The following is a 22,776-nucleotide window of genomic DNA, read 5'->3' as shown; positions in this document are numbered from 1 at the left end:
CGATAGCGCATTCATTTCTATATTTCAAGTAGTGTTGAAATAAAGCCGCCCTGCGTGCCGCATTGGGTGCGCGGCGCCGCGGCCGCGCACGATCGGCGGCCGGACGCCGAGATCAGTACAGCTTGCGCGGCGGCAGCGCGCGCCGCACGCGCGAACGCTGGCGCACGACGGCGCTCGCCTTCTTGCGTTTGCGCATCGCCGTCGGCTTCTCGTAGCTCGTGCGGCTGCGCAGTTCGCGAATGAGCCCGGTTTTCTCGATGTCGCGGCGGAACCGGCGGAGCGCGACGTCGATCGGCTCGTTGGCTTTCAGCGTGATGCTGGTCATGAATGATCCTGTGTTGAAGCGTTGAAGGGAAAAACGTCAGCCGAGCCGCGTCATCACGGCGCTCGCAATTTCGTCGGATTCGAACTCCGTATAGCCGGAGCCGATCGTTAGCGCACGTACCGCCGCGAACATCCGGAACTCCTGCTGATGCGCGAGCGCCGAATCGCCGACGCCGGACGGCAGCGCCGTATCGGTTCCGCTTACTTCGCCGCGCCGGATCAGATCGAGAAGATCGTCGATGATCATGGTTGCCTCCGAAGGCCAGGGTGGGTTGCCGGTCGCGTCAAAGCGTGTCGGCAAAAAAGCCCGGCTTGTCGCGGTTATCGTCGATCATCGTTTCCGCATAGCGCAGCGATGCGCGGCGCGCATCGCCGGCCGTATCGAACGGCGACAGCTCGGCAAGGCGGAACGTCTGGCTGCGCGTCAGCATGTCGCCGGCGCCGCGCTGGCAGATCTTCACGGCGGCGTCGAAGCCCGCGTCGTAGTTGTGCGCGCTGCCGAGCTGCGCCGGCACGTGCGGATAGATCAGCGGATAGATTTCGAATCCGCGATAGAGATGCATGCTCATGGTGAACTCCTGAGGCTCGTGGCGACGAATCGCGCGGACGAGCGCGTGCTGCCGGTAGCGCCGATGCAGGCGCGGCGGACGGGATAACGGGACGACGATGCGCGTGGCAGAGGCGCGACGCGGTAAAGACAGCCGATGGAGGGGGGAGCGGTCGAACAGCAGCGGCGGCTCGGAGAAGTTCATCATACGCGCATCGGCCGCTGCGCGCGCGGGTTATTTCCGGCGTCGCGGCGCGTGCGAGGCGTCGCAGCGAGCGCGCCGTCGCCGCATGCGATGCGCACGCAGCGCGAACGGTTCGCGTACCGACTGCGGCGCTCAGCCGCGCGTATCGATCCAGTTGCGTGCCCAGCGCGCCGAGTGGCGCAACGCGGCTTCCTCGCTGCTGAAGTAGTCGAGCGAGTAGAACTCGTAGCACGTCGGCTCGGCGCGGCAGCCGGTGCGGCGCAGCGTCAGGTTCGACGAGAAGCTTCCGTCCGGAAGCCGATGAGCGGAAGGGGCGACGGCATAGCCGCCGTAATGTTGGGTATTCGTTGCTTGCATGGTGATTCAAATATCTCAGTGTTGGCGACAAGAACGCGCCGGCAGCCCCGATGAATTCGGGAACCGGGCGATTCGAGCGAGTGCAATCCGCAACACGTGGACGAACGTGTACCAGGCTCGCGTGAGCCTGTTCCGTTGTTGCCGTTGAACCGTTCGACGATGCCGATATCCGTCACATGGCGTCGCAATGCATTGCAAACGCATGCAGTCGCGCTGGGCCGCCGACGGGGCACCGGAAAAGGGTCAAGGAGGGAGAGGACAACAGATGCCGCGGCAAGGCGGCAATGACGAGCAGCAATCGCGCTTCTTGAAGATTTCAACGGCGGACAATACGTGGCACCGACGATACTGTCAAGCGATTTCGTGTTGTGACGTCGTTTTCTGCGATTTTCGGGTTCCGTCGCCCTGCACGAACGCGGGCGGCGATGCGGCCCTTCATGCCATCGTCCGGATCCCGAAGCAAATGCGAACGCGCCCCGCGTGCGGCGACGCGCGCTCGTCGAACGTCGAACGTCGAACGTCGAGCGCGAAAGCGCATCAGCGCAGCGTGCAGGCCAATTCGTCGAGCTGCGTGATCACCATGTTCCAGCCGTCGAAGAAGCCGAGCTTCTCGTGCTGCTCGCGCGATGCGTCGTCCGGATGCATCACGTGCGCGACGTAGCGCGTGCCCTCGCCTTCGTCGGTCATCGTGATGATCGCGGTGAAACCCATCCACGGCGTATTCGGGCGCCAGCCGGCCGTCAGCATCGAGGTGAACGCGAGACGCGACTGCGGCACGATCTCGAGAAAGCAGCCGGGGTTGTCGCTGATGCCTCCGTCCGGCCCTTTCATCAACGTATGAAACGCGCCGCCCGGTTTCAGATCGAACGCGAGCACGTCGGTGGTCCACGGCTTCGGACACCACCACACCTTCAGCAGATCGGGTTCCGACCATGCGCGCCACAACGCGGCGCGCGGTGCGCGCAGCACGCGCGTGATCATGAGGTCGCGCGAGTCGGCGCTATCGGCGGCGTTTCGGGTCATCGGCTTGCTCCTGTTGATGAAGTCGTTCGACGAATTCGACCATGCGATCGGATCGCGCTTCCCACATCGCGCGCTGCTCGGCGAGCCAGCGCTCGGCTTGCTGCAGCCGCTGCGGCTGCAGTTCGCAGGTGCGCGTGCGGCCGGACTTGGACGTGAGGATCAAGCCGCTGCGTTCGAGCACCGTCAGATGCTTCATGAACGAAGGCAACGCCATGTCGAACGGCGCGGCCAGCGTCGACACCGTCTGCGCACCGCTCGCGAGCGCGCAGACGATCGCCACGCGCGTCGGATCGGCCAGCGCGTGGAAGACGTCGCCGATCGACGACTGATACTTATCCATGCGGCTAAGTATAGGCGTCGGGGCGCGCGTGTTCAACCGGAACTTGATGCGCGTGCTGCGGCGGCTGTCGTGAGAGTCAGAGGACGCTCACGCGTCATCGTGCGCCCACCTTCCACAACGTCACTTCGTGCAACGTCTGGCCAGGCTTCAGCACGGTCGTCGGGAACGACGGATGATTCGGCGAATCGGGGAAATGCTCGGCTTCGAGCGCGAACGCATCCGTTTGCCGATAAACGGTGCCGCCCTTGCCGACGACGCTGCCGTTCAGGCCGTTCGACGTGTAGAACTGGAGCCCCGGCTGCGTCGTGTATAGCGCGAGAAAGCGGCCCGACGCCGGATCGTAGGCGCGCGCCGCAAACGCGGGCGCCGCTTCGCCGCCGTGATCGAGCACCCAGTTGTGATCGTAGCCGTGCGCCATCGCGAGTTGCGGATACGCGCTGCGCAAGCGCGCACCGATCGGCGTGGGCGCGCGCAGATCCATCGGCGTGCCGGCGACGCTCGCGAGTTCGCCGGTCGGAATCGACGTCGCGTCGGTCGGCGTGAAGCGCGACGCGTCGATCTCGATCAATTGCCGCTCGACGCTGCCGCTGTCGTGCCCGGCGAGATTGAAATAGCTGTGGTTCGTCAGGTTGACGACGGTGTCCTTGTCGGTCGTCGCGCGATAGTCGATGCGGATCACGTCGTCGTTCGTCAGCGTGTAGGTGACGTCCGTCGTCAGCGTGCCGGGAAAGCCGTTCTCGCCGTCGGGGCTCACGTAGCGCAGCGTGACGCTCGCACGCTGGCCGTCGCTGCGCGCGGCGGTGACCGTCCACACCTTCGCGTCGAAACTGTCGGGCCCGCCGTGCAGCGTGTTCGGCCCGTCGTTGAGCGGCAACTGCCACGTGTTGCCGTCGAGCGAGAAACGCCCGTGCGCGATGCGATTTGCGTAGCGGCCGATCAGCGCGCCGAAATGAATGTTGCCGTTGTGCGCTTCGTAGTCGGCCAGCGAATCGAAGCCCAGCACGATGTCGGCGACCTTGCCGGTTCGGTCCGGCACTTCGAGCGCCGTCACGATGCCGCCGTACGTGATGACTTTCAGCGTCACGCCGTGCGCGTTGCTCAGCGTGTACTGGCTCACCGCGCGACCGGTGCGCGTGACGCCGTAGTCGCTGCGATGGACCGATACGTCCGCCGACGGCGATGCCGCGTTCGCCGCGGTGCCGATCGTTGCGTACAGGAAGATCATGGCGATTGCGCGCTGCAGCCAGAGTCGTTTCATCACAAGCCTCCGAAGCGGTTTCGTTCGTATCGCGGTGCGCGTCCGCGCGTTGCGGAAAGCGTGCGCTGTGCGCAAGTTGTATGCCTGCTGGCGTCTTTGCGATGCGGGCGCGCGTGCGTCGACGCGGGGCGGCATGTGAGCGAATAGAACGGATAGAGGCGCGGAAGTTCAGCGGTCCGCTGCGGCGGGTGGGCGGGAGGTCGTCGCGCGGCGTGGAAGGTGGGAACGGGCGACGTCATGCCGACGGTCGTTCCGCGCGGATTGCAAGTGTGCGCATGCTGTGTGCGGGCGAGAGCGAGAAGAATCACGTTTCGATATTGCGCACGCGTTGCGCGTATGCCACGAGAGAGGACTCGTCCCGCCTCGCGCAAGGGCATAGCCGTTGCAGCGCGTCTTCGGGCGCTCAGGCATCCGGCCAAGCCGTTCGACGATCTCGCGCCGTCGCGCCGTCAGCGCTCGAAGATGAACGCACATCCGCTCCGCCCTTTTCGATCGGCGGAATTCGCGCTGCCTTTGCAGTGGGCACGGAGCAATCGCGACGCGCCGACCCGCGCGAGCGCATACGCGCGACTAAACCGCGCCGCGCATCTGCGCGACCGTGCGCGGCCGCACCGCGACCGTCAGAATCGCCGCGCCCGCCAGCGCTGACGCGCCCGCGAGCACGAACGCGCCCGCGTATCCGCCACCGTATTGCACGAGCCAGCCGGTCAGGCTCGGCGACAGAATGCCGGCGAGATTCGCGAGCAGGTGCACGAAGCCACCGGCCGCACCGACGCGCTCGCGCGGCACGATTTCCTGCAGCAACGACCAGCACGCTTGCGGCGCCATGAACGCGAACAGGCTCGCGATCGCGATCAGCGTGACGGCCGCACCGAGGGAATTCACGCGCGACGCGAGCAGCACGCACGCCGCCGCGACGCCGAGCCCGACGACGATCACGATCTTGCGTGCGAACAGCACGTCGCCGCTGTGGCGGTAGATGCGGTCCGATACAGTGCCGCCGGCGACGAAGCCGACCGTCGCGCCGAGCCACGGCAGGATGCCGACCACGCTCATCTGCTTGATGTTCAGATGCTGATAGTCGGTCAGATAGCTGGGTAGCCACGACAGGAAGAAATACAGCACGTAGTTGAAGCTGAAGAACGCGAGCGCGACGCCGAGCACCGGGCGCGACAGCAGATAGTGCAGCAGCGGACGTGCCGCGTGCGCGTCTGCTGCGTGCACGTCGCGCGTGCCGTGTACTGCGTCAACGCCGCGATCCGCTGCGATCTCGCGCGCCTCTTCCAGCGACACGCGCGGATGCGCGGCAGGTTCGTCGCGGAACAGCCGCCACCATGCGACAAGCCACAGGAAGCCGAGCGCGGCGATCACGACAAACGACACGCGCCAGCCGAACTGCAACGCGACGAGGCCGACGATCGGCGCAGCAATCGCCGCGCCGAGCGGCTGCCCGGCGTTCGTCCAGCCGACCGCTCGCCCCGCTTCGCGACGCGGAAACCAGTTCGAGATCGCCTTGTTCGTCGTCGTTCCCATCGGCCCTTCACCGATCCCGAACGCGACGCGCACGACCAGCAGATGCACGAACGACCCGGCCAGCGCGGTTGCACCGCAGAACAGCGACCACACGCCGGCCGCCCACGCGAACACGCGGCGCGGCCCGAAACGATCGGCAGCCCAACCGCCGACGAAACAAAACACGCAATAGCCGACGAAGAAGCTGCTGAACAATACGCCCATCTGCGCATCGCTAATGCCGAGATCGCGCTTGATGATCGGTGCGACGACCGACAATGCAGCGCGGTCCAGATAGTTCAGCATGCCGGCGCCGAACAGCAGTGCGCCGACCCACCAGCGGTATCGTGTTTTCATGTCGTCTCCTGTTGACCGGGCGGGCGGCGCTGCCGTGTGCCCGGTTCGATGTTTTGCGACCGCGCGGCCGATGCCGGCAACCGCTTCGCGATCTTCGCTCCAACGCGCGACTGCGCTGTTCAGCAGATCGTTGCGTGCGCAATCGTATTGCGCGCCAGTACCGCGTCGTCCGGCACGAAGCCGAGCCCCGGCATGTCGGGTAGCCGCAGTCGCGCACCGGGGCGCTGCGCGTCATGCAGCCGTTCGGGCCAGTCGAGATACGGAATCTCGAGCGCGACGTCGACCGGCAGCGTCGCGACCAGATGTGCGGTCGCGAGCAGGCCCGCGCCAAAGTAGAAGCAATGCGGAACAACGCGTACGCGGTGCTGCGCAGCCAGCGCGATGACCGCGCGCATCGCGGTCGGTCCGCCGATCTTCGCGACGCTCGGCTGCGCGACATCGAGGGCGTCGTGTTCGAACAGATTGCGAAAGCCGGCGACACCCGATGCGTTCTCGCCGGCCGCGACGCGCACGCCGGTGCCGCGCACGCGCGCGATTGCGCGCGCGTCGTCGCACGGCCATACCGGCTCTTCGATCCAGCCGAGCCCGAGATCGGCCAGTTCGCCGACGCGACGCACGGCTTCGTTCGCGGTCCAAGGACAGTTCACATCGACCATCAGCTCGCCGCCAACCGGCAATGCATCGCGGGCGGCCGCGATCGCCGCGCGTTCAGTCTCGTGCAGCTTGATCCGCCGAAACCCTTCGTCCCATGCGCGCCGCACGTGGCGGGCGACTTCGCCGAGCTCGTTCTCGTAGCTGACGAGGCTCGCGTACACGTCGATCTCGTCGCGCCGTGCGCCGAGCCAGCGATGCAGCGGCTGCCCCGCGTGCTGCGCGGACAGGTCGTGCAGCGCAGTATCGATCGCGGACAGCGCGTACAGCACCGGCCCGGTTCGTCCGAACGCATGCAGCGCGCGGTCGGCCGCGTCGCGCAATGCGGCGATCCCGCCGGGCGTCGGTTCGAATTCGGCGCCGCGGAACCAGCGCCCGACGGGGCCTTCGAGCGCGGCGAACGTGACGGGATTGATCAGATGGCCAAACGCTTCACCCCAGCCGACGTGGCCCGCTTCGTCGGTGACCTTGACGAGCAGCGATTCCATCCGACGCAGCGATCGGTCGGCCGCATTGTAGGTGTCCGCGGCGGGTGCCGACGTCGCGGCGGGGCGGCGGCCCGCGTCGAATGCGAGCGACAGGCGAATGACTTCGATGGCGGCAATTCTCACGAGCGAATTCTCGAGGGGGTGACGCTGCGACGGCAGTCCATATGATCTGTCATCATATGACTAACGTCGCGAAAACACAAGTCGAAGCCGAAACAAAGCCGAGGTTTTGAGCCGGAATGCGAATTGTCCACGCGGTTTTGTTATATGACGTCTTATGTGCACACTCTCCCTCGTATAGCAAGCGCGTCTCGGCGACACGGTACTCACGGCCGCGATAGACATGGCTACAGCGGTCGGGACCGCGTTCTTCGCAATCTTCAAGCGGCACTTCGGCACGTCGCCGTCGGCGTTCTACATGTAGCGCGCTTCGGCGCTGCGCCCTTTCGGATGCGCGGACGCCGCGCCGCCCAAACGCATACGGCCGCCCGAAGGCGGCCGCATGAGAACGAAAAAACGCGTGCCGTCTACTTGCTGTAGTCGTAGACCCCCCGCCCCGTCTTCCGCCCCAACCGCCCCGCCGCGACCATCTCGCGAAGCAACGGACACGCGCGATACTTCGGATCCCCGAAGTCCTTGAGGAACACGTCCATCACGGCAAGGCACACGTCGAGTCCGACGAGGTCCGCGAGTGCGAGCGGCCCGATCGGATGGTTCGCACCGAGCTTCATTCCCGCGTCGATCTCCTCGGCCGACGCGATCCCTTCCGCGAGCACGAAGAACGCTTCGTTGATCATCGGCACGAGAATCCGGTTCACGACGAAGCCGGGCGCGTTACGCACGCCGATCGGCGACTTGTCGAAACGCTCGGTCAGCGCGCGCACGGCCGCCGCGGTCGCATCGCTCGTCTGCAGCCCGCGAATGATCTCGACGAGCGGCATCAGCGGCACCGGATTGAAGAAATGCATGCCGACGAAACGCGACGGATCGGCGAGCAACGCCGCGAGTGCGGTGATCGAGATCGACGACGTGTTCGTCGCAATGATCGCGTCGGGCCGGGCGACCGATTCGATCTGCTTCAGAATGCGGCTCTTCAGCTCGACGTTTTCGGTTGCGGCCTCGATCACGATGTCGACCGACGCGAGCTTCGCGTAATCGGTCGAGGTCGAGATGCGTGCGAGCGCGGCATCGCGCGCGGCGGCGGCGAGCTTGTCTTTCGACACGAGCCGCTCGAGGCTGCCCTTCAGCGTCGCGAGCCCCTTCTCGAGCGCGGCGTCCGTGACGTCGATCATCACGACGTTCAGTCCTGCAACGGCGGCGGTCTGCGCAATGCCGTTGCCCATGGTTCCGGCGCCTACGACGCCGACGGTTTCGATGGCCATGACGATTCCTCGTATTCGATGCGTGTGTGCGGTGTGGAGCGGTCGATTATCAGATGTTCTCGAAGATCGCCGCAATGCCCTGCCCGCCGCCGATACACATCGTCACGAGCGCGTACCGCCCGCCGATGCGCTTCAGCTCGTACAGCGCCTTCACCGTGATCAGTGCGCCCGTCGCGCCGATCGGATGACCGAGCGAAATACCGGAGCCGTTCGGGTTGACCTTAGCCGGATCGAGGCCGAGCTCCTGCGTGACGGCGCAGGCCTGCGCGGCAAACGCTTCGTTCGCCTCGATCACGTCGAGATCGTCGATCTTCAGTCCCGCACGTTCGAGCACCTTCTGCGTGGCCGGCACCGGGCCGATCCCCATGTACGCCGGATCGACGCCCGCATGCGCATAGGCGACGAGACGCGCGAGCGGCTTCACGCCCTGCGCGCGCGCCGCATCGCCGCTCATCATCAGCACGGCTGCGGCCGCATCGTTGATGCCGGACGCGTTGCCGGCCGTCACCGTGCCGTTCTCCTTCGCGAACACCGGGCGCAGTTTCGAGAAATCCTCGGCGCTCGCCTCGTGGCGCACGTGTTCGTCGGTGTCGAATGCGACCTCGCCCTTCTTCGTGCGAATCGAGATCGGCAGGATCTGATCCTTGAAGCGCCCTTCGGCGATCGCGCGCGCCGCGCGACGGTGCGATTCGAGCGCCAGCGCATCCTGCGCGTCGCGCGAGATGCCGTATTTCGCCGCGACGTTCTCGGCCGTCACACCCATGTGGATCGACTGGAACGGGTCATGCAGCGCGCCGAGCATCATGTCGACGAGCTTCGCGTCGCCCATGCGCTGACCGAAACGCGCGGCCGGCACGCTGTACGGCGCGCGCGTCATGCTCTCCGAGCCGCCGCCGATCGCGACGTCGGCATCGCCGAGCAGGATCGTCTGCGCCGCGGACACGATCGCCTGCAGGCCCGAACCGCAGAGCCGGTTCACCGTCAGCGCGGGCGTGTGCTGCGCGACGCCGCCGTCGATCGCCGCGACGCGCGCCAGATACATGTCCTTCGGCTCGGTGTTCACGACATGGCCGAACACGACATGGCCGACGGCGTCGCCCGGCACGTTCGCGCGCGACAGCACTTCACGCACGACCTTCGCGCCGAGCTGGGTCGGCGAGAAATCCTTCAGGCTTCCGCCGAAATCGCCGATTGCGGTACGGACACCGCTTACGACCACGACTTCCTTCGCTGCATTGCTCATCGTCTTGCTCCGGTTCGTTCGCGCACGCCCATGCATGCGCGTGATGCGTCACATGTTCGGATAATTCGGCCCGCCGCCGCCTTCGGGCGTGACCCACACGATGTTCTGCGTCGGGTCCTTGATGTCGCACGTCTTGCAGTGCACGCAGTTCTGCGCGTTGATCACCAGACGATCGCTGCCGTCGTCGTTCTTCACGAACTCGTACACGGCCGCCGGACAGAAGCGGCCCTCCGGCCCCGCATACGTGCGCAGGTTCACGTTCACCGGCACGCTCGGATCCTTCAGCGTCAGATGCGCCAGCTGGTTCTCTTCGTGGTTCGTGTTCGAGATGAACACCGACGAGAGGCGGTCGAACGTCAGCTTGCCGTCCGGCTTCGGGTAGACGATCGGCTCGCACTGCGACGCCGGCTTCAGCATCTCGTGATCCGCATGCTTGTGGTGCAGCGTCCACGGCACGTTGCCGCCCATCAGCTTCTGCTCGATGCCGACCATCAGCGTGCCGAGATACAGCCCCTTGGCCATCCACTGCTTGAAGTTGCGCGCGCGGTACAGCTCCGTGTACAGCCACGACTGGCGGAAGGCATCGGGATACGCATTGAGCTCGTCGCTCTGACGGCCGGCCTGCACCGCGTCGAACGCCGCGTCGGCCGCGAGCATGCCGGTCTTGATCGCCGCATGGCTGCCCTTGATCCGCGAGGCGTTCAGGAAGCCCGCGTCGTCGCCGATCAGCGCGCCGCCCGGAAACACCGTCTTCGGCAGCGACATCAGCCCGCCGGCAGTAATCGCGCGCGCGCCGTACGACACGCGCTTGCCGCCTTCGAGGAATGCGCGGATCGACGGATGCGTCTTGTAGCGCTGGAACTCCTCGAACGGCGACAGGTACGGGTTCGTATAGCCGAGGCCGACCACGAAGCCGACCACGACCTGGTTGTTGTCCATGTGATACAGGAACGAGCCGCCGTAGGTGTCCGGCTTCAGCGGCCAGCCCGCCGTGTGGATCACGAGGCCCGGCTTGTGTTTGGCCGGATCGATTTCCCACAGCTCCTTGATGCCGATGCCGTACGCCTGCGGATCGGCGTTCGCGTCGAGCTTGAACTTCGCGATCAGCTGGCGGCCGAGATGGCCGCGGCAGCCTTCGGCGAACAGCGTGTACTTCGCGTGCAGCTCCATGCCGAGCTGGAAGTTCTCGGTCGGCTCGCCGTCCTTGCCCACGCCCATGTTGCCGGTGGCGACACCTTTGACCGAGCCGTCGTCGTTGTAGAGAATCTCCGCGGCCGGAAAGCCGGGAAAGATCTCCACGCCGAGCGCTTCGGCCTGCTGGCCGAGCCAGCGCGTGACGTTGCCGAGCGAGATCACGTAGTTGCCGTGATTCTTGAAGTTGTCGGGCAGCGCCCAGTTCGGCGTTTGCACCGCGCTCTTCTCGGACAGGAACAGGAAGCGATCTTCCGTCACCTCGACGTTCAAGGGCGCGCCGCGTTCCTTCCAGTCCGGGAACAGCTCGGTGAGCGCGCGCGGGTCCATCACCGCGCCCGACAGGATGTGCGCGCCGATCTCGGAACCCTTCTCGAGCACGCACACGCCGATCTCGGTGCCTTTCTCGGCAGCCAGCTGCTTGAGCCGGATCGCGGCCGACAGCCCGGCCGGGCCGCCGCCGACGATCACGACGTCGTATTCCATCGATTCGCGCGGGCCGTATTGCGCGATCAGATCCTGTGTGGTCAAAATCCTGTCTCCTCCGGTGTGCGTCCGCGTGCGCTCAGCTCAGAACTGGTCTTCCGTCATCGCGAGCACGCCCTGGCCGTTCTTCGCGCCGACGATCGACGCCGCGAGCCCGTTCGCCTGCACGAGCACGTTCTCCGCATAGCACTGCGCGATCGCGATCTTCGCGTCGAAGAACGCCGGATCGTTCGCGCGCTGCGCATCGGCCGCGACGAGCGCACGCGCCATCTGCCAGCCGCACAGCACGATGCCCGCAAGCTTCAGATACGGCACGCTGCCGAGAAATACCGCGTTCGGATCCTGCTTCGCATTCGCGAGCACGTAGTCGACCACCGACGACAGCGCCTGCGCGCCCTGCTCGAGCTGCGCCTTCATCGACGCGGCCGCCGCGCCGTCGAGCTTGCCGAGCGCCGCGACCGTCTCGCCGATTTCCGCGATCAGCGCACGCGCGACCGCGCCGCCGTCGCGCAGCGTCTTGCGGCCGACGAGGTCGTTCGCCTGGATCGCCGTGGTGCCTTCGTAGATCGCGAGAATCCGCGCATCGCGGTAGTACTGCGCGGCGCCCGTTTCCTCGATGAAGCCCATCCCGCCGTGCACCTGCACGCCGAGGCTCGCGACGTCGTTCACCATCTCCGTGCTCCAGCCCTTCACGATCGGCACCAGATATTCGTAGACGGCCTGATGACGCGCGCGCGTCGCCTCGTCCGGATGACGATGCGCGATGTCGCTGTGCGCGGCGGCCACGTACGCAAGTGCACGCGCGCCTTCGGTCAGCCCGCGCATCGTGCCGAGCATGCGCCGCACGTCCGGATGATGGATGATCGTGACCGACTGCTTCGCGGAACCGTCGACCGGGCGGCTTTGCACGCGCTCCTTCGCAAACGCGGCCGCTTTCTGGTACGCGCGATCGGCGACGCCGATGCCCTGCATCCCGACGCCGAAGCGCGCTGCGTTCATCATGATGAACATGTATTCGAGCCCGCGATTCTCTTCGCCGACCAGATAGCCGATCGCGCCGCCGTGATCGCCGTATTGCAGCACCGCGGTCGGGCTCGCCTTGATGCCGAGCTTGTGTTCGATCGACACGCAATGCACGTCGTTGCGCGCGCCGAGCGTGCCGTCTTCGTTGACGAGGAATTTCGGCACGATGAACAGCGAAATGCCCTTCACGCCTTCCGGTGCGTTCGGCGTGCGCGCGAGCACCAGATGGACGATGTTGTCGGCCATGTCGTGCTCGCCCCACGTGATGAAGATCTTCGTGCCGAACACCTTGTAGGTGCCGTCGCCCTGCGGCTCCGCGCGCGAGCGCACGAGCGCGAGGTCGGAGCCGGCCTGCGGCTCGGTCAGGTTCATCGTGCCCGTCCATTCGCCGGAGATCAGCTTCGGCACGTAGCGCTGCTTCTGCTCGTCGGTGCCGGCCGTCAGCAGCGCCTCGATCGCGCCGTCGGTCAGCAGCGGACACAGCGCGAACGACAGGTTCGACGCGTTCAGCATCTCGATGCACGGCGTCGCGATCAGCTTCGGCAGCCCCTGGCCGTCGTAGTCGGTCGGATGCTGCAGCCCCTGCCAGCCGCCTTCGACGAACTGGCGGAACGCTTCGCGGAAGCCGGGCGTCGCGGTCACCACGCCGTCCTTCCAGCTGCTCGGGTTGCGATCGCCGTCGACGTTCAGCGGTGCCAGCACCTCGCCGCAGAACTTCGCCGATTCGTCGAGCACGGCCTGCGCGGTGTCGTAGCCCGCATCCTCGAAGCCGGGCAGTTGCGCGACGGCATCGATGCCGGCCAGTTCCTTCAGCACGAACAGCATGTCCTTGACGGGGGCGATATAGCTCATGGTCGTATTCCAATCAGGCGGTGAATGAGGCGCGCCACACGGCCCGATACGGCAAAACCGGCCAGATCGACGCGATGTCGAACCCCATCGTAACGCCGCCGCGGCCGATTCTCATTGTCATATCCGGCCCAACTGGTGACAAAACCGGCCACGCGCTGCAGCGCCGCCGCGTGAAAATCGGCGACGGACCGCGCGCCCCGGCCCGCGCGAACGCGCAAGGGAGCCGGTTATGGGGACGGCCGAGGGAAGCCGGTTATGGGAGCGGCGAACGGTTGCCGGTTATGGGAGCGGCCCGCGCGCGGCCGCCACGGCGGCGTCAGGCGCGCCGCCGATACGTCCCCGGCGTACTGCCCGTCCAGTGCCGGAACGCGCGATGAAACGCGCTCGGATCGTCGAAGCCGATATCGGCGCCGATCGCCGCGATCGTGTCCTGCGTGTCGGTGAGCCGCTGGATCGCGATGTCGCGCCGCAGTTCGTCCTTGAGCGCCTGGAACGTCGTGCCTTCCGCGGCCAGATGGCGGCTCAGCGTACGCACCGAGCAATGCAGATGCTCGGCCGCCTGTTCGATCACCGGCAGATCGGGCAATGCCTCGGACAAATACTGCCGCACGCGGTGACAGACGCGCTGCTCGCTGAACGTCTCGAAGATCCAGTCGCCGGGCGCACGCGCGAGGAACTTGCGCAGGTTGCGCTTGCTCTGCCGGATCGGCGCGTCGAGATAGTCGGCGCTGAAGCGCATCAGCGTGCGCTCGCAGTCGAACTGCACGGGCCCCGAGAAGAAATAGAGATGATCGACAGCGTGGCGCGGCCGCGGACACGCGAACTCGATCTGCAGCAGCGGAATCCTCTGTCCGATCAGCCAGGAGCACACGCCGTGCACGAGCTTGAGCATCAGTTCCTGGCCGAGCGCGCCGATCGGCCCGACGGCCGGATTCGGCCGCAGCAGCACCTGCGCGACGAGGCCGTCGCGCTTCGATTCGACGAAGAAATCGTCGAGCAGGATATGGAAGAACTGGCCGAAGCGATGCTGCGCGGTCTCGAGATTGCGCGCATCGAGCAGGCTCAGGCACAGATATTTGAGCGTGCCGCCGCGCAACGGGCGCGAGAAGATGCCGGGCATCTCGTCGTCGAGCTCGATCGCGAGCGTGCGGTACAGCGTCGAGAACTGTTCCTCGGTCACGCGCGCGTGCGGCTCGCTGCGCAGCTCGGCCGGGATCCCGGCCTCGCGCAGGTAGCGCTCGACGATATCGTGCTGCACGCCGGCGCTCGCGAGAAAGCCGTTGACGAGCGAAATCGGCACCGTCGCGCTGGGCGGCGGCAGCGCGCGCCCGGGCCGGGCAGTCGGTGAATCTGAGCCGGTCATCGCGTCCCCGTCGATCGAACGGCTCGCATTGTACTGCAGCGGCTGCCGGCGCCGCGCGCGCACGACGGGCGGCGTCGCGCGCCGCACGGCGCCGTCCGCACGGCCTTGCGAGGCCATCAGTCGACGCGCGACAGTTCCCGGCGCAGGATCTTGCCGACCGTCGACTTCGGCAGCCGCTCGACGATGCGCACGCACTTCGGCACCTTGTAGCCGGCGAGATTCGCGCGGCAGTGCGCGACGATATCGGCCTCGGTCAGCGTGGCACCGGGCGCGAGCACCGCGAACAGCTTCACGGCCTCGCCGGTGCGCTCGTCCGGCATGCCGATGCACGCGCATTCGGCGACACCGGGCAACGCGGTCGCGACCGCTTCGACCTCGTTCGGGTACACGTTGAAGCCCGATACGAGGATCATGTCCTTCTTCCGGTCGACGATGCGCAGGAAGCCCGCCGCGTCGAACACGCCGATATCGCCGGTGCGGAAATAGCCGTCGGCCGTGAACGCCGCCGCGTTCGCCTCCGGCTGCTGCCAGTAGCCCGTCATCACCTGCGGCCCCTTCACGCAGATCTCGCCCGGCTCGCCGATCGCCGCTTCGCGATCGCGCTCGTCGAGCAGCTTCACGTCGGTCGAGGGCAACGGCAGGCCCGTCGTGCCGGTGAAGCGATCGACGAACAGCGGATTGAACGACACGACCGGCGACGTCTCGGACAGCCCGTAGCCCTCGCGGATGAAGTTGCCGGTGATCGCCTGCCAGCGCGCCGACACGACGTCGATCGTCGCCGCACCGCCGCCGATCGAGAGACGCAGCCGCGACCAGTCGACATTGCCGAGCCGCGGATGCGCGCTCAGCGCCGCATACAGCGTGTTCACGCCGACGAACACGGTCGGCCGCGCGGCGGCCAGCACGTCGACCAGCGCATCGACGTCGCGCGGGTTCGCGACGAGCCAGTTCTGCGCACCGGCCGTGAAGTACGACAGGAAGTTCACCGTCAGCGCGAAGATGTGATACAGCGGGATCGCGGTGACGATCACCTCGTCGCCCGCGCGCAGCGCGTCGGACATGAACGCTTCGAACTGCGCGACGTTCGCGACGAGGTTGCGATGCGACAGCGCCGCGCCCTTCGACAGCCCGGTCGTGCCGCCCGTGTACTGCAGCAGCAGCAGATCGTCGCCGTTCGGCGCGACGGCGTCGAACGTACGGCGCGCGCCGTCTTCGAGCGCGTCGGCGAATGCGATCGTCGCCGTCGGCAATGCGCCGCGCGCCGCGTCGGCGACGGGCACGATGCCGAGATCGTCGGGCCCGACGGTCAGCACCGTGCGGATCCGCGTGCGTACGATCACGTCGGCCAGCGTGCCGGTCGATCCGCCGCATACGACGATCGTCTCGACGCCCGCGTCGTTGAGCTGATGTTCGAGCTCGCGCGCGGTATAGAGCGGGTTGACGTTCACCTGCACCGCGCCGAGCTTGGCGACGGCGACGAACGCGATCGGAAACGCGGGCACGTTCGGCAGCATCACCGCGACGCGATCGCCGCGGCGAACGCCGACGACCTGCTGAAGATACGCGGCGAGCGCGGACGACAGCCGATCGACGTCCGCATAGGTCAGCGTGCGCGCGCCGGCGCGAAACGCGGGGCGGTCGGCGAAGCGGCGCATCGCGTCGCCGAGCCTCGCCGTGACCGATGCATCGCGATCGGCGTCGATCTCCGCGGGAATCGGGCCGTACGACGCGATCCAGGGTCTGTTTGTCATGATCGATCTCCTCCGTGGACGGCGCGCGCGGGCTGTCGGCCGTCCCGATCCGGCATGGCGCCGTGCGTGCGGCGCCTGCGCGTCCGAGGGACGCGGGCCGCCGCCTGAACGGCGACTATCGCTTGCACGACAGGCTCTTGAAAATGATCGGCGCGGCCGAAAAGGTGATTGAAACGGACACGCGCACGCCCGGATGTGTGTCGGCGCACACACGCGTGCCGCACGCAGCCGCCCGTATCAGGGTGAACCCGGTGGCGCGGCCGGACGTTCGCGGGCAGAATCGCTGGCCCGGACAGGTACTAAAACGGACGGACACTCCCCGCCATGACGCGCAGCACGCTTCCGAACCCGCCGGCCGCCCGCGCGGCGGCCGTGCAGGACGCGCCGTCGATGCACGCGCTGCACGACCGGCGCTATTCGCCGACGAAGCTGGCGGTACTCGTCGACGTCGCGTCGGCGCTCGGCGTCGACGCTGCGGTCGTGCTCGACGGCACGGGGCTCGATGCGGCGGCGGTCGCCGATCCCTTTACGCTCACGTCGTCGCTGCAGTTCGTGACGGCCGCGCGCAACGCGATTCGCGCATACGACGGCACCGATCTCGGCGTGCGCGTCGGCAGCCGGCTGCACGCGTCGAGCTACGGGATGTACGGCTACGCGCTGCTCTGTTCGACCTCGCTCGCGCACACGTTCGATTCGGCCGTCAAATACCACCAGCTCGCGAACCGCGTGCTCGCGATCCGTTGGGTCGAGCACGACGGCATCGCGTCGTGGCTGTTTCCGGACCCGCACGAAGTGGCGCTGCCCGATCTCGACACCGCGCTGTACCGATTCCTGATCGACCTGCAGTTCGCCGTGCATGTGACGATCATCAAGGACGTGATGGGCGCGTGGTGCGTGCCGGCGCGCGCGCAGTTCGCGCAGCCGCGGCCGCCGCATGCGGCGCTGCTGGCCGACGTGCTCGAATGCCCGATCGCGTTCGATCAGCCGCGTCATGCGCTCGGCTATCCGTCGGCCTGGCTCGCACGTGCGCCGCAGCTCGCCAATCCGATCACGGCCGCGCAGGTGTCGTCGCAGTGCGCGCGGCTGCTCGACGAATTGCGCAGCCAGGCCGACGTCACGCGGCGCGTCTATCAGGAACTCACGCGCACGCCCGGCCAGTTTCCCGACATCGACGCGATCGCGGACAGCCTCTGCATCACGTCGCGCACGCTGCGCCGCAAGCTCGAAGCCGAAGGCACGTCGTACAGCGCGCTGCTGACGAGCGTGCGCAAGGCGCTCGCGATCGACTATCTGAGCACGACCACGCTCAGCATCGACGATATCGCGTCGACGCTCGGCTTCAGCGACGCGGTCGGATTCCGCCATGCGTTCAAGCGCTGGACCGGCACGACGCCGAGCGACGTGCGGCGCAAGCGCGGCCGATGACGCGCGATGCGCGTCGGCGCGTCGGCGCGAGCGGAGAGCGGAGAGCCGAGGTCGTCGCGCGACGCATCGCGCGCCGTGCCGCGCCGACGCCGCTCAGCGCATCTCGCCACCCGTCGACGCGCCGTCGGCGCTCACGGCCGATGCAACGGGTAGCGCGAATTCGAACACCGCGCCGAACCCCGCGCGATCGACAAGCCGGATGCGGCTGTCGTTGAGCAGCAGCATCCGATGCACGATCAGCAGGCCGAGCCCGCCGCTGCGCGCGGCCGCGCCGCTCGCGGGCCGCTGCGGCCGCTGAAACAGCCCTTCGCGGCGCGCCGGCGGAATCCCTTCGCCCGTATCCGACACGGTCACGAGCACGCGGTCGCCGCGCGGCTCGACGGCGACCTCGACTTCGCCGTGCGCGGGCGTGTGCCGCAGCGCGTTGTCGATCAGGTTCGTCAGCACACGCTCGATCATCGCGACGTCGGCCGACACCGCCGGCACACGCGACGGAATCCGCGCATGCAGCGCAATGCCGCGCGCCTGCGCGGTCAGCTCGAACTTCTGGAACACGTCCTGCACGAGATCGACGATCGAGAACGCTTCGCGCTCCGGCTGCACGCCGCCCGACTCGAGCCGCGCGAGTTCGAACAGCGCCTGCGCGAGCCGGCCGACCTTCGCGCTCTGCGCGAGCGCGATCGACAGATAGCGGCGCCGGTCGGGCTCGGCGAGCGTGTCGGCCTTCAGCGACAGCGTCTCGAGATAGCCGTGCAGCGACGTCAGCGGCGTGCGCAGGTCGTGCGAGATGTTTGCGATCAGCTCGCGCCGCTGCTGGTCCTGCCGCGTCAGCGCGCGCCATTGTTCGCCGATCCGGTCGGCCATCTGCGCGAACGCCGATTCGAGCACCGCGATGTCGTCGCCGCGCCGGCCGGGCGCGCTGCGCGGCACGGGCGGCTGCGTGTCCGGCGCGCCGTCGGCGTCGAAGCGGCGCATCGCGTCGGTCAGACGGCGCAGCGGACGCGTGATCAGGCTGAACGCGACCAGCCCCGCGAGCAGGCCGAGCAGCGCGACGAGCGCCATCGACCAGAGCGTCGTGCGCAGCACGTTGCCTGCCTCGACGCGCGCGGCAAGCTGGTCGTGCGCCTCGCCGAGCAGCACGACGTAGATGTAGCCGGCCGGCGGCTCGCCCGCGCGCTGCAGCGGCGCCGCGCTGAACACCTTGCGTGCGTCGGCGCTGCGCGGATCGTCGCCGAGGATCGGCAGCGGGTCGCCCGCGATGAAGCGCTTCACGGGCGCGAGATCGACGCGGTCGCGCTTCACGTGGCCGGGCGGCGCATCGTCGCCGACGATGCGGCCCGCGTTGTCGAGCAGGTACACCTCGACGCTCGGGTTCACGCCCATCAGCTGGCCGAACAGCGTGCGTACCGCATCGGGGCGCAGCCCGTTCGCGCCCATCAGCGGCGTGCTGTTCGCGATGTGCGCGGCGAGATCGCGCGACAGCGCCTGCACGACTTCCTTCTCGCGCATGTCGTTCGCGCGGATCTGCAGCCACGCGGACGCGCCCGAGCAGGCGAGCAGCAGCACCGAAAAGACGAGCGACAGGCGGCGGGTGAGCGTGAGTCTCATCATGCGTCCCGCTGCTCGGGGGCCGCGAGCTTGTAGCCGCGCCCCCACACGGTCAGGATCCGCACGGGCTCGGCCGGATCGGCCTCGATCTTCGCGCGCAGCCGGTTGATGTGCGTGTTCACCGTGTGCTCGTAGCCTTCGTGCTGATAGCCCCATACCGCATTGAGCAGATCCATGCGCGAGAACACCTTGCCCGGATGGCGCGCGAAGAAGTACAGCAGATCGAACTCGCGCGGCGTCAGGTCGATGCGCGTGCCGTCGACGCTGGCCTCGCGCGCGATGGGGTCGATCGACAGTCCCGCGACGTCGAGCGTGCCCGCATCGATCCGCGAATCGCGCGCGAGCGCGTCGACGCGCCGCAGCAGCGCCTTCACGCGCGCCACCAGTTCGAGCACCGAAAACGGCTTCGCGAGATAGTCGTCCGCGCCGATTTCGAGGCCGAGGATCCGGTGCACCTCGCTCGAACGCGCGCTCGTGATGATGATCGGCGTGTAGCGCGCCATCGCGCGCGCGCGCCGGCAGATTTCGAGGCCGTCGACGCCGGGCAGCATCAGATCGAGGATCAGCGCGTCCCAGCCGCCCTGTTCCAGCAGCCGCAGCCCTTGCGCGCCGTCCGCGCTATGCACGACCTCGTAGCGTTCGTCGCGCAGATGCAGGCTCAGCACGTCGGCGATGTCGGCGTCGTCCTCGACGATCAGGATGCGTTTCGGATGGTCCATGGCGATGGCGCGGCGCGCCGGAGCGCGGTCGGGTTGCGGGGCGGATGCCGGATCGGACGGCGCCCGGCTCGAATGGCGGCGCGCGGCCGCTGCCGCCATTGTGCAAAATTTTCCGGCGGCAAGGGATCACAATTCATTTAACTTTCCGTGAGGACTTCGACACCGGCCGCTGCCTACGCTGTGCGCATGTTTTCAGGACCTGCCCTCAGGAGCCGATCATGCCCACCCGCAGACACTTTCTGTTCGCCGGCACCGCCGGCCTCGCCGCGCTGGCCGCGCTGTCGTCGGCCGGCCGCCGCGCGCTCGTCGGCCGCGCGTTCGCCGCGCCGCCGGCCGGCCGATTCGAAGTCGCGCTGAGCGACGCCGAATGGCACCGCCGGCTCACGCCCGCGCAGTACACGGTGCTGCGCGACGCGGGCACCGAGCCGCCCTACAGCAGCCCGCTCAACGACGAACATCGGCGCGGCACCTTCGCGTGTGCCGGCTGCGATCTCGCGCTGTTCTCGTCGAGCGCCAAATTCGACAGCCACACCGGCTGGCCGAGCTTCTGGCAGCCGCTCGATCACGCGGTCGGCACCGGTGCCGACACGTCGTTCGGGATGGTCCGCACCGAAGTGCATTGCCGCCGCTGCGGCGGCCATCTCGGCCACGTATTCGGCGACGGCCCGCCGCCGACCGGCCTGCGCTACTGCATGAACGGTCTCGCGCTCGTCTTCCACCCGGCGGCCGCCTGATCCGGCCCCGATCCGCTGACTCTTCGGAGACGCTCCCATGCTGCTCATCGTCCTCGCCTATCTCGGCGGCGTACTCACGATCCTCAGCCCGTGCATCCTGCCGGTGCTGCCGTTCGTGTTCGCGCGCGCCGACCAGCCATTCGTGCGCACCGGCCTGCCGCTGCTCGTCGGGATGGCGCTCACGTTCGCCGTCGTCGCGACACTCGCCGCCGTCGGCGGCGGCTGGGTCGCGCAGGCCAATCAGGCCGGCCGCTGGGCCGCGATCGTGCTGCTCGCGATCTTCGGCCTGAGCCTGCTGATGCCGCGCGTCGCGGAACATCTGACGCGCCCGTTCGTCGCGGCCGGCAACCGGCTCACCGGGCTCGCGCAGCGCGACGGCCGCCCGGCCGGACCCTTGTCGTCGCTGCTGCTCGGCGTCGCGACCGGCCTGCTGTGGGCGCCCTGCGCCGGTCCGATCCTCGGCCTCGTGCTGACGGGCGCCGCGCTGCACGGCGCGAACGTCGGCACCACGCTGCTGCTGATCGCGTACGCGGCAGGCGCCGCGACGTCGCTCGGCATCGCGCTCGTGATCGGCGGCAAGGTGTTCGCCGCGATGAAGCGCTCGCTCGGCGCCGGCGAATGGATCCGCCGCGGCATCGGCGCGGCGCTCCTGGCCGGCGTCGGCGCGATCGCGCTCGGTCTCGACACCGGTGCGCTCGCGCAGCTGTCGACGATCGCGACGGGCGGCCTCGAAACGCGCCTCGTCGACCGGCTCGGCGGCCGCGCGGCCGGCATGCCGATTGCGATGGCGGCCGCCGACGGCGCGTCCGGTCGCATGCAGCACGACGCCGGCACGGGCCCCGCGATGATGGCGGCGGCCGATACCGCGGCCGCGGACCGCAGCGCGCCGCCCGCCGGCGCGATGATGCGCGCGGCCGCGCCGATGGCCACACCGGCCGCGCTCCCCGTCGAAGGCACGCTGCCGTCGCTCGACGGCGCGGTGCAGTGGCTGAACTCGCCACCACTGACGGCGGCCGCGCTGCGCGGCAAGGTCGTGCTCGTCGACTTCTGGACCTATTCGTGCATCAACTGCCTGCGCACGCTGCCCTACACGAATGCGTGGGCGCGCAAGTACGCACGCTACGGCCTCGTCGTGATCGGCGTGCACGCGCCGGAGTTCGCGTTCGAGCGCGACATCGGCAACGTGAAAAAAGCGGTCCGCGATCTCGGCATCGACTATCCGGTTGCGATCGACAACCGCTATGCGATCTGGCGCGCGTTCAACAACGAATACTGGCCCGCGCACTACTTCGTCGATGCGCAGGGCCGCATTCGCCGCCATCACTTCGGCGAAGGCGAATACGCGGAATCGGAGCGCGCGATCCAGCAGCTGCTCGCCGAAGCCGGGCACCCGGACGCGCTGAACGTGCCGATCGGCCTGACGGGCGGCCCCGCCCAAGGCGCGCTCGCCGCCGCCGACAGCGCCGACGTGCGCTCGCCCGAAACCTACGTCGGCTATGCGCGTGCCGAAGACTTCGCGTCGCCCGGCGGCGTCGTACGCGACGCGGCGCATCGCTACGACGCGCCCGCGCATCCCGCGCTCAACGACTGGGGGCTGGCCGGCACGTGGCAGGTCGGCGCCGAGCACGCGACGCTCGCGGCGCCGGCCGGCCGGATCGTCTACCGGTTCCATGCGCGCGATCTGCATCTCGTGCTCGGCCCGGGCGCGAACGGCAAGCCGGTGCGCTTTCGCGTGACGGTGGACGGCGCCGCGCCCGGCGACGCGCACGGTACCGACGTCGATGCGCAGGGCTACGGCACCGTGACCGGGCAACGGCTGTATCAGCTCGTGCGGCAGCCGGGCGCGATCGCCGACCGCACGTTCTCGATCGAGTTTCTCGACGCCGGCGTCGACGCGTACGCGTTCACGTTCGGCTGAGCGCGCCGGCGCGCACGTC

General features: G+C 68.0%; 20 protein-coding genes. 3 read left to right on the top strand and 17 right to left on the bottom strand.

Annotated features, from left to right (window positions below; genetic code table 11):
- Positions 1-112: 112 nt before the first annotated feature.
- From rpsU to BST28156_RS26030, 15 genes are all read right to left on the bottom strand, one after another.
- Positions 113-325, bottom strand: coding sequence for a 30S ribosomal protein S21 (gene rpsU / locus BST28156_RS26100; RefSeq protein ID WP_012217819.1), 213 nt, complete (start codon positions 323-325; stop codon positions 113-115).
- Positions 326-361: 36 nt separating this feature from the next.
- On the bottom strand, positions 362-571 hold the full coding sequence (locus BST28156_RS26095; RefSeq protein WP_006402909.1) for a hypothetical protein: 210 nt from the start codon (positions 569-571) through the stop codon (positions 362-364).
- A 37-nt stretch (positions 572-608) separates the two neighbouring features.
- Positions 609-893 (bottom strand): hypothetical protein, encoded by a 285-nt coding sequence (locus BST28156_RS26090; protein ID WP_006402908.1) that lies wholly within the window; start codon positions 891-893, stop codon positions 609-611.
- Between the two features lie 315 nt (positions 894-1,208).
- Complete coding sequence (locus tag BST28156_RS26085) at positions 1,209-1,433, bottom strand: hypothetical protein (protein WP_006402907.1); 225 nt, start codon at positions 1,431-1,433, stop codon at positions 1,209-1,211.
- A gap of 537 nt (positions 1,434-1,970) precedes the next feature.
- The gene (locus tag BST28156_RS26080) at positions 1,971-2,456 is read right to left on the bottom strand and encodes an SRPBCC family protein (protein ID WP_012217818.1); all 486 of its coding nucleotides are present in this window, start codon (positions 2,454-2,456) and stop codon (positions 1,971-1,973) included.
- Complete coding sequence (locus tag BST28156_RS26075; RefSeq protein ID WP_006413246.1) at positions 2,434-2,796, bottom strand: ArsR/SmtB family transcription factor; 363 nt, start codon at positions 2,794-2,796, stop codon at positions 2,434-2,436. Before BST28156_RS26075 ends, BST28156_RS26080 begins: the two co-directional genes overlap by 23 nt.
- Positions 2,797-2,890: 94 nt before the next feature.
- On the bottom strand, positions 2,891-4,054 hold the full coding sequence (locus BST28156_RS26070; protein WP_012217817.1) for an aldose epimerase family protein: 1,164 nt from the start codon (positions 4,052-4,054) through the stop codon (positions 2,891-2,893).
- Between the two features lie 570 nt (positions 4,055-4,624).
- Positions 4,625-5,923 (bottom strand): MFS transporter, encoded by a 1,299-nt coding sequence (locus tag BST28156_RS26065; protein ID WP_012217816.1) that lies wholly within the window; start codon positions 5,921-5,923, stop codon positions 4,625-4,627.
- Positions 5,924-6,042: 119 nt separating this feature from the next.
- Positions 6,043-7,185 carry a mandelate racemase/muconate lactonizing enzyme family protein gene (locus BST28156_RS26060; protein WP_012217815.1) on the bottom strand — a complete coding sequence of 381 codons (1,143 nt, stop codon included), beginning with the start codon at positions 7,183-7,185 and terminating at the stop codon, positions 6,043-6,045.
- A gap of 404 nt (positions 7,186-7,589) precedes the next feature.
- On the bottom strand, positions 7,590-8,444 hold the full coding sequence (locus tag BST28156_RS26055; RefSeq protein ID WP_006402899.1) for a 3-hydroxybutyryl-CoA dehydrogenase: 855 nt from the start codon (positions 8,442-8,444) through the stop codon (positions 7,590-7,592).
- A 49-nt stretch (positions 8,445-8,493) separates the two neighbouring features.
- Complete coding sequence (gene bktB, locus BST28156_RS26050) at positions 8,494-9,687, bottom strand: beta-ketothiolase BktB (RefSeq protein WP_012464959.1); 1,194 nt, start codon at positions 9,685-9,687, stop codon at positions 8,494-8,496.
- Positions 9,688-9,735: 48 nt separating this feature from the next.
- On the bottom strand, positions 9,736-11,409 hold the full coding sequence (locus BST28156_RS26045; protein ID WP_012217813.1) for an electron transfer flavoprotein-ubiquinone oxidoreductase: 1,674 nt from the start codon (positions 11,407-11,409) through the stop codon (positions 9,736-9,738).
- Positions 11,410-11,448: 39 nt separating this feature from the next.
- Positions 11,449-13,239: an acyl-CoA dehydrogenase gene (locus BST28156_RS26040; protein WP_012217812.1), complete on the bottom strand. Its 1,791-nt coding sequence runs from the start codon at positions 13,237-13,239 to the stop codon at positions 11,449-11,451.
- A 316-nt stretch (positions 13,240-13,555) separates the two neighbouring features.
- Entirely contained in the window at positions 13,556-14,719 is a 1,164-nt protein-coding gene (locus BST28156_RS26035) for an AraC family transcriptional regulator (RefSeq protein WP_038442039.1), read from the bottom strand.
- Complete coding sequence (locus BST28156_RS26030; protein WP_012217810.1) at positions 14,719-16,353, bottom strand: AMP-binding protein; 1,635 nt, start codon at positions 16,351-16,353, stop codon at positions 14,719-14,721. The genes BST28156_RS26035 and BST28156_RS26030 overlap by 1 nt, the downstream gene beginning before the upstream one ends.
- Positions 16,354-16,677: 324 nt before the next feature.
- Here BST28156_RS26030 and BST28156_RS26025 point away from each other — a divergent pair, with 324 nt between their 5' ends.
- Positions 16,678-17,778, top strand: coding sequence for an AraC family transcriptional regulator (locus BST28156_RS26025; protein WP_012217809.1), 1,101 nt, complete (start codon positions 16,678-16,680; stop codon positions 17,776-17,778).
- 93 nt (positions 17,779-17,871) lie between these two features.
- Here the strand turns inward: BST28156_RS26025 and BST28156_RS26020 are convergent, their stop codons facing one another.
- Together BST28156_RS26020 and BST28156_RS26015 are read right to left on the bottom strand one after the other, a co-directional pair.
- Positions 17,872-19,389 carry a sensor histidine kinase gene (locus BST28156_RS26020; RefSeq protein ID WP_012464960.1) on the bottom strand — a complete coding sequence of 506 codons (1,518 nt, stop codon included), beginning with the start codon at positions 19,387-19,389 and terminating at the stop codon, positions 17,872-17,874.
- Positions 19,386-20,105, bottom strand: coding sequence for a response regulator transcription factor (locus tag BST28156_RS26015; protein ID WP_006402891.1), 720 nt, complete (start codon positions 20,103-20,105; stop codon positions 19,386-19,388). Before BST28156_RS26015 ends, BST28156_RS26020 begins: the two co-directional genes overlap by 4 nt.
- Before the next feature lie 218 nt (positions 20,106-20,323).
- Between BST28156_RS26015 and msrB the strand changes: the two genes are divergently transcribed.
- Together msrB and BST28156_RS26005 are read left to right on the top strand one after the other, a co-directional pair.
- A complete protein-coding gene (gene msrB / locus BST28156_RS26010) occupies positions 20,324-20,839 on the top strand; it encodes a peptide-methionine (R)-S-oxide reductase MsrB (RefSeq protein ID WP_012217807.1) in 516 nt (171 codons plus the stop codon).
- A 37-nt stretch (positions 20,840-20,876) separates the two neighbouring features.
- Positions 20,877-22,757: a cytochrome c biogenesis protein DipZ gene (locus tag BST28156_RS26005; protein WP_012217806.1), complete on the top strand. Its 1,881-nt coding sequence runs from the start codon at positions 20,877-20,879 to the stop codon at positions 22,755-22,757.
- The last annotated feature ends 19 nt before the right edge of the window (positions 22,758-22,776 follow it).

Source organism: Burkholderia pseudomultivorans (assembly GCF_902499075.1).
Taxonomy (GTDB): Bacteria; Pseudomonadota; Gammaproteobacteria; order Burkholderiales; family Burkholderiaceae; genus Burkholderia; species Burkholderia pseudomultivorans.
This window is presented reverse-complemented; position numbering and strand designations above follow the sequence as displayed.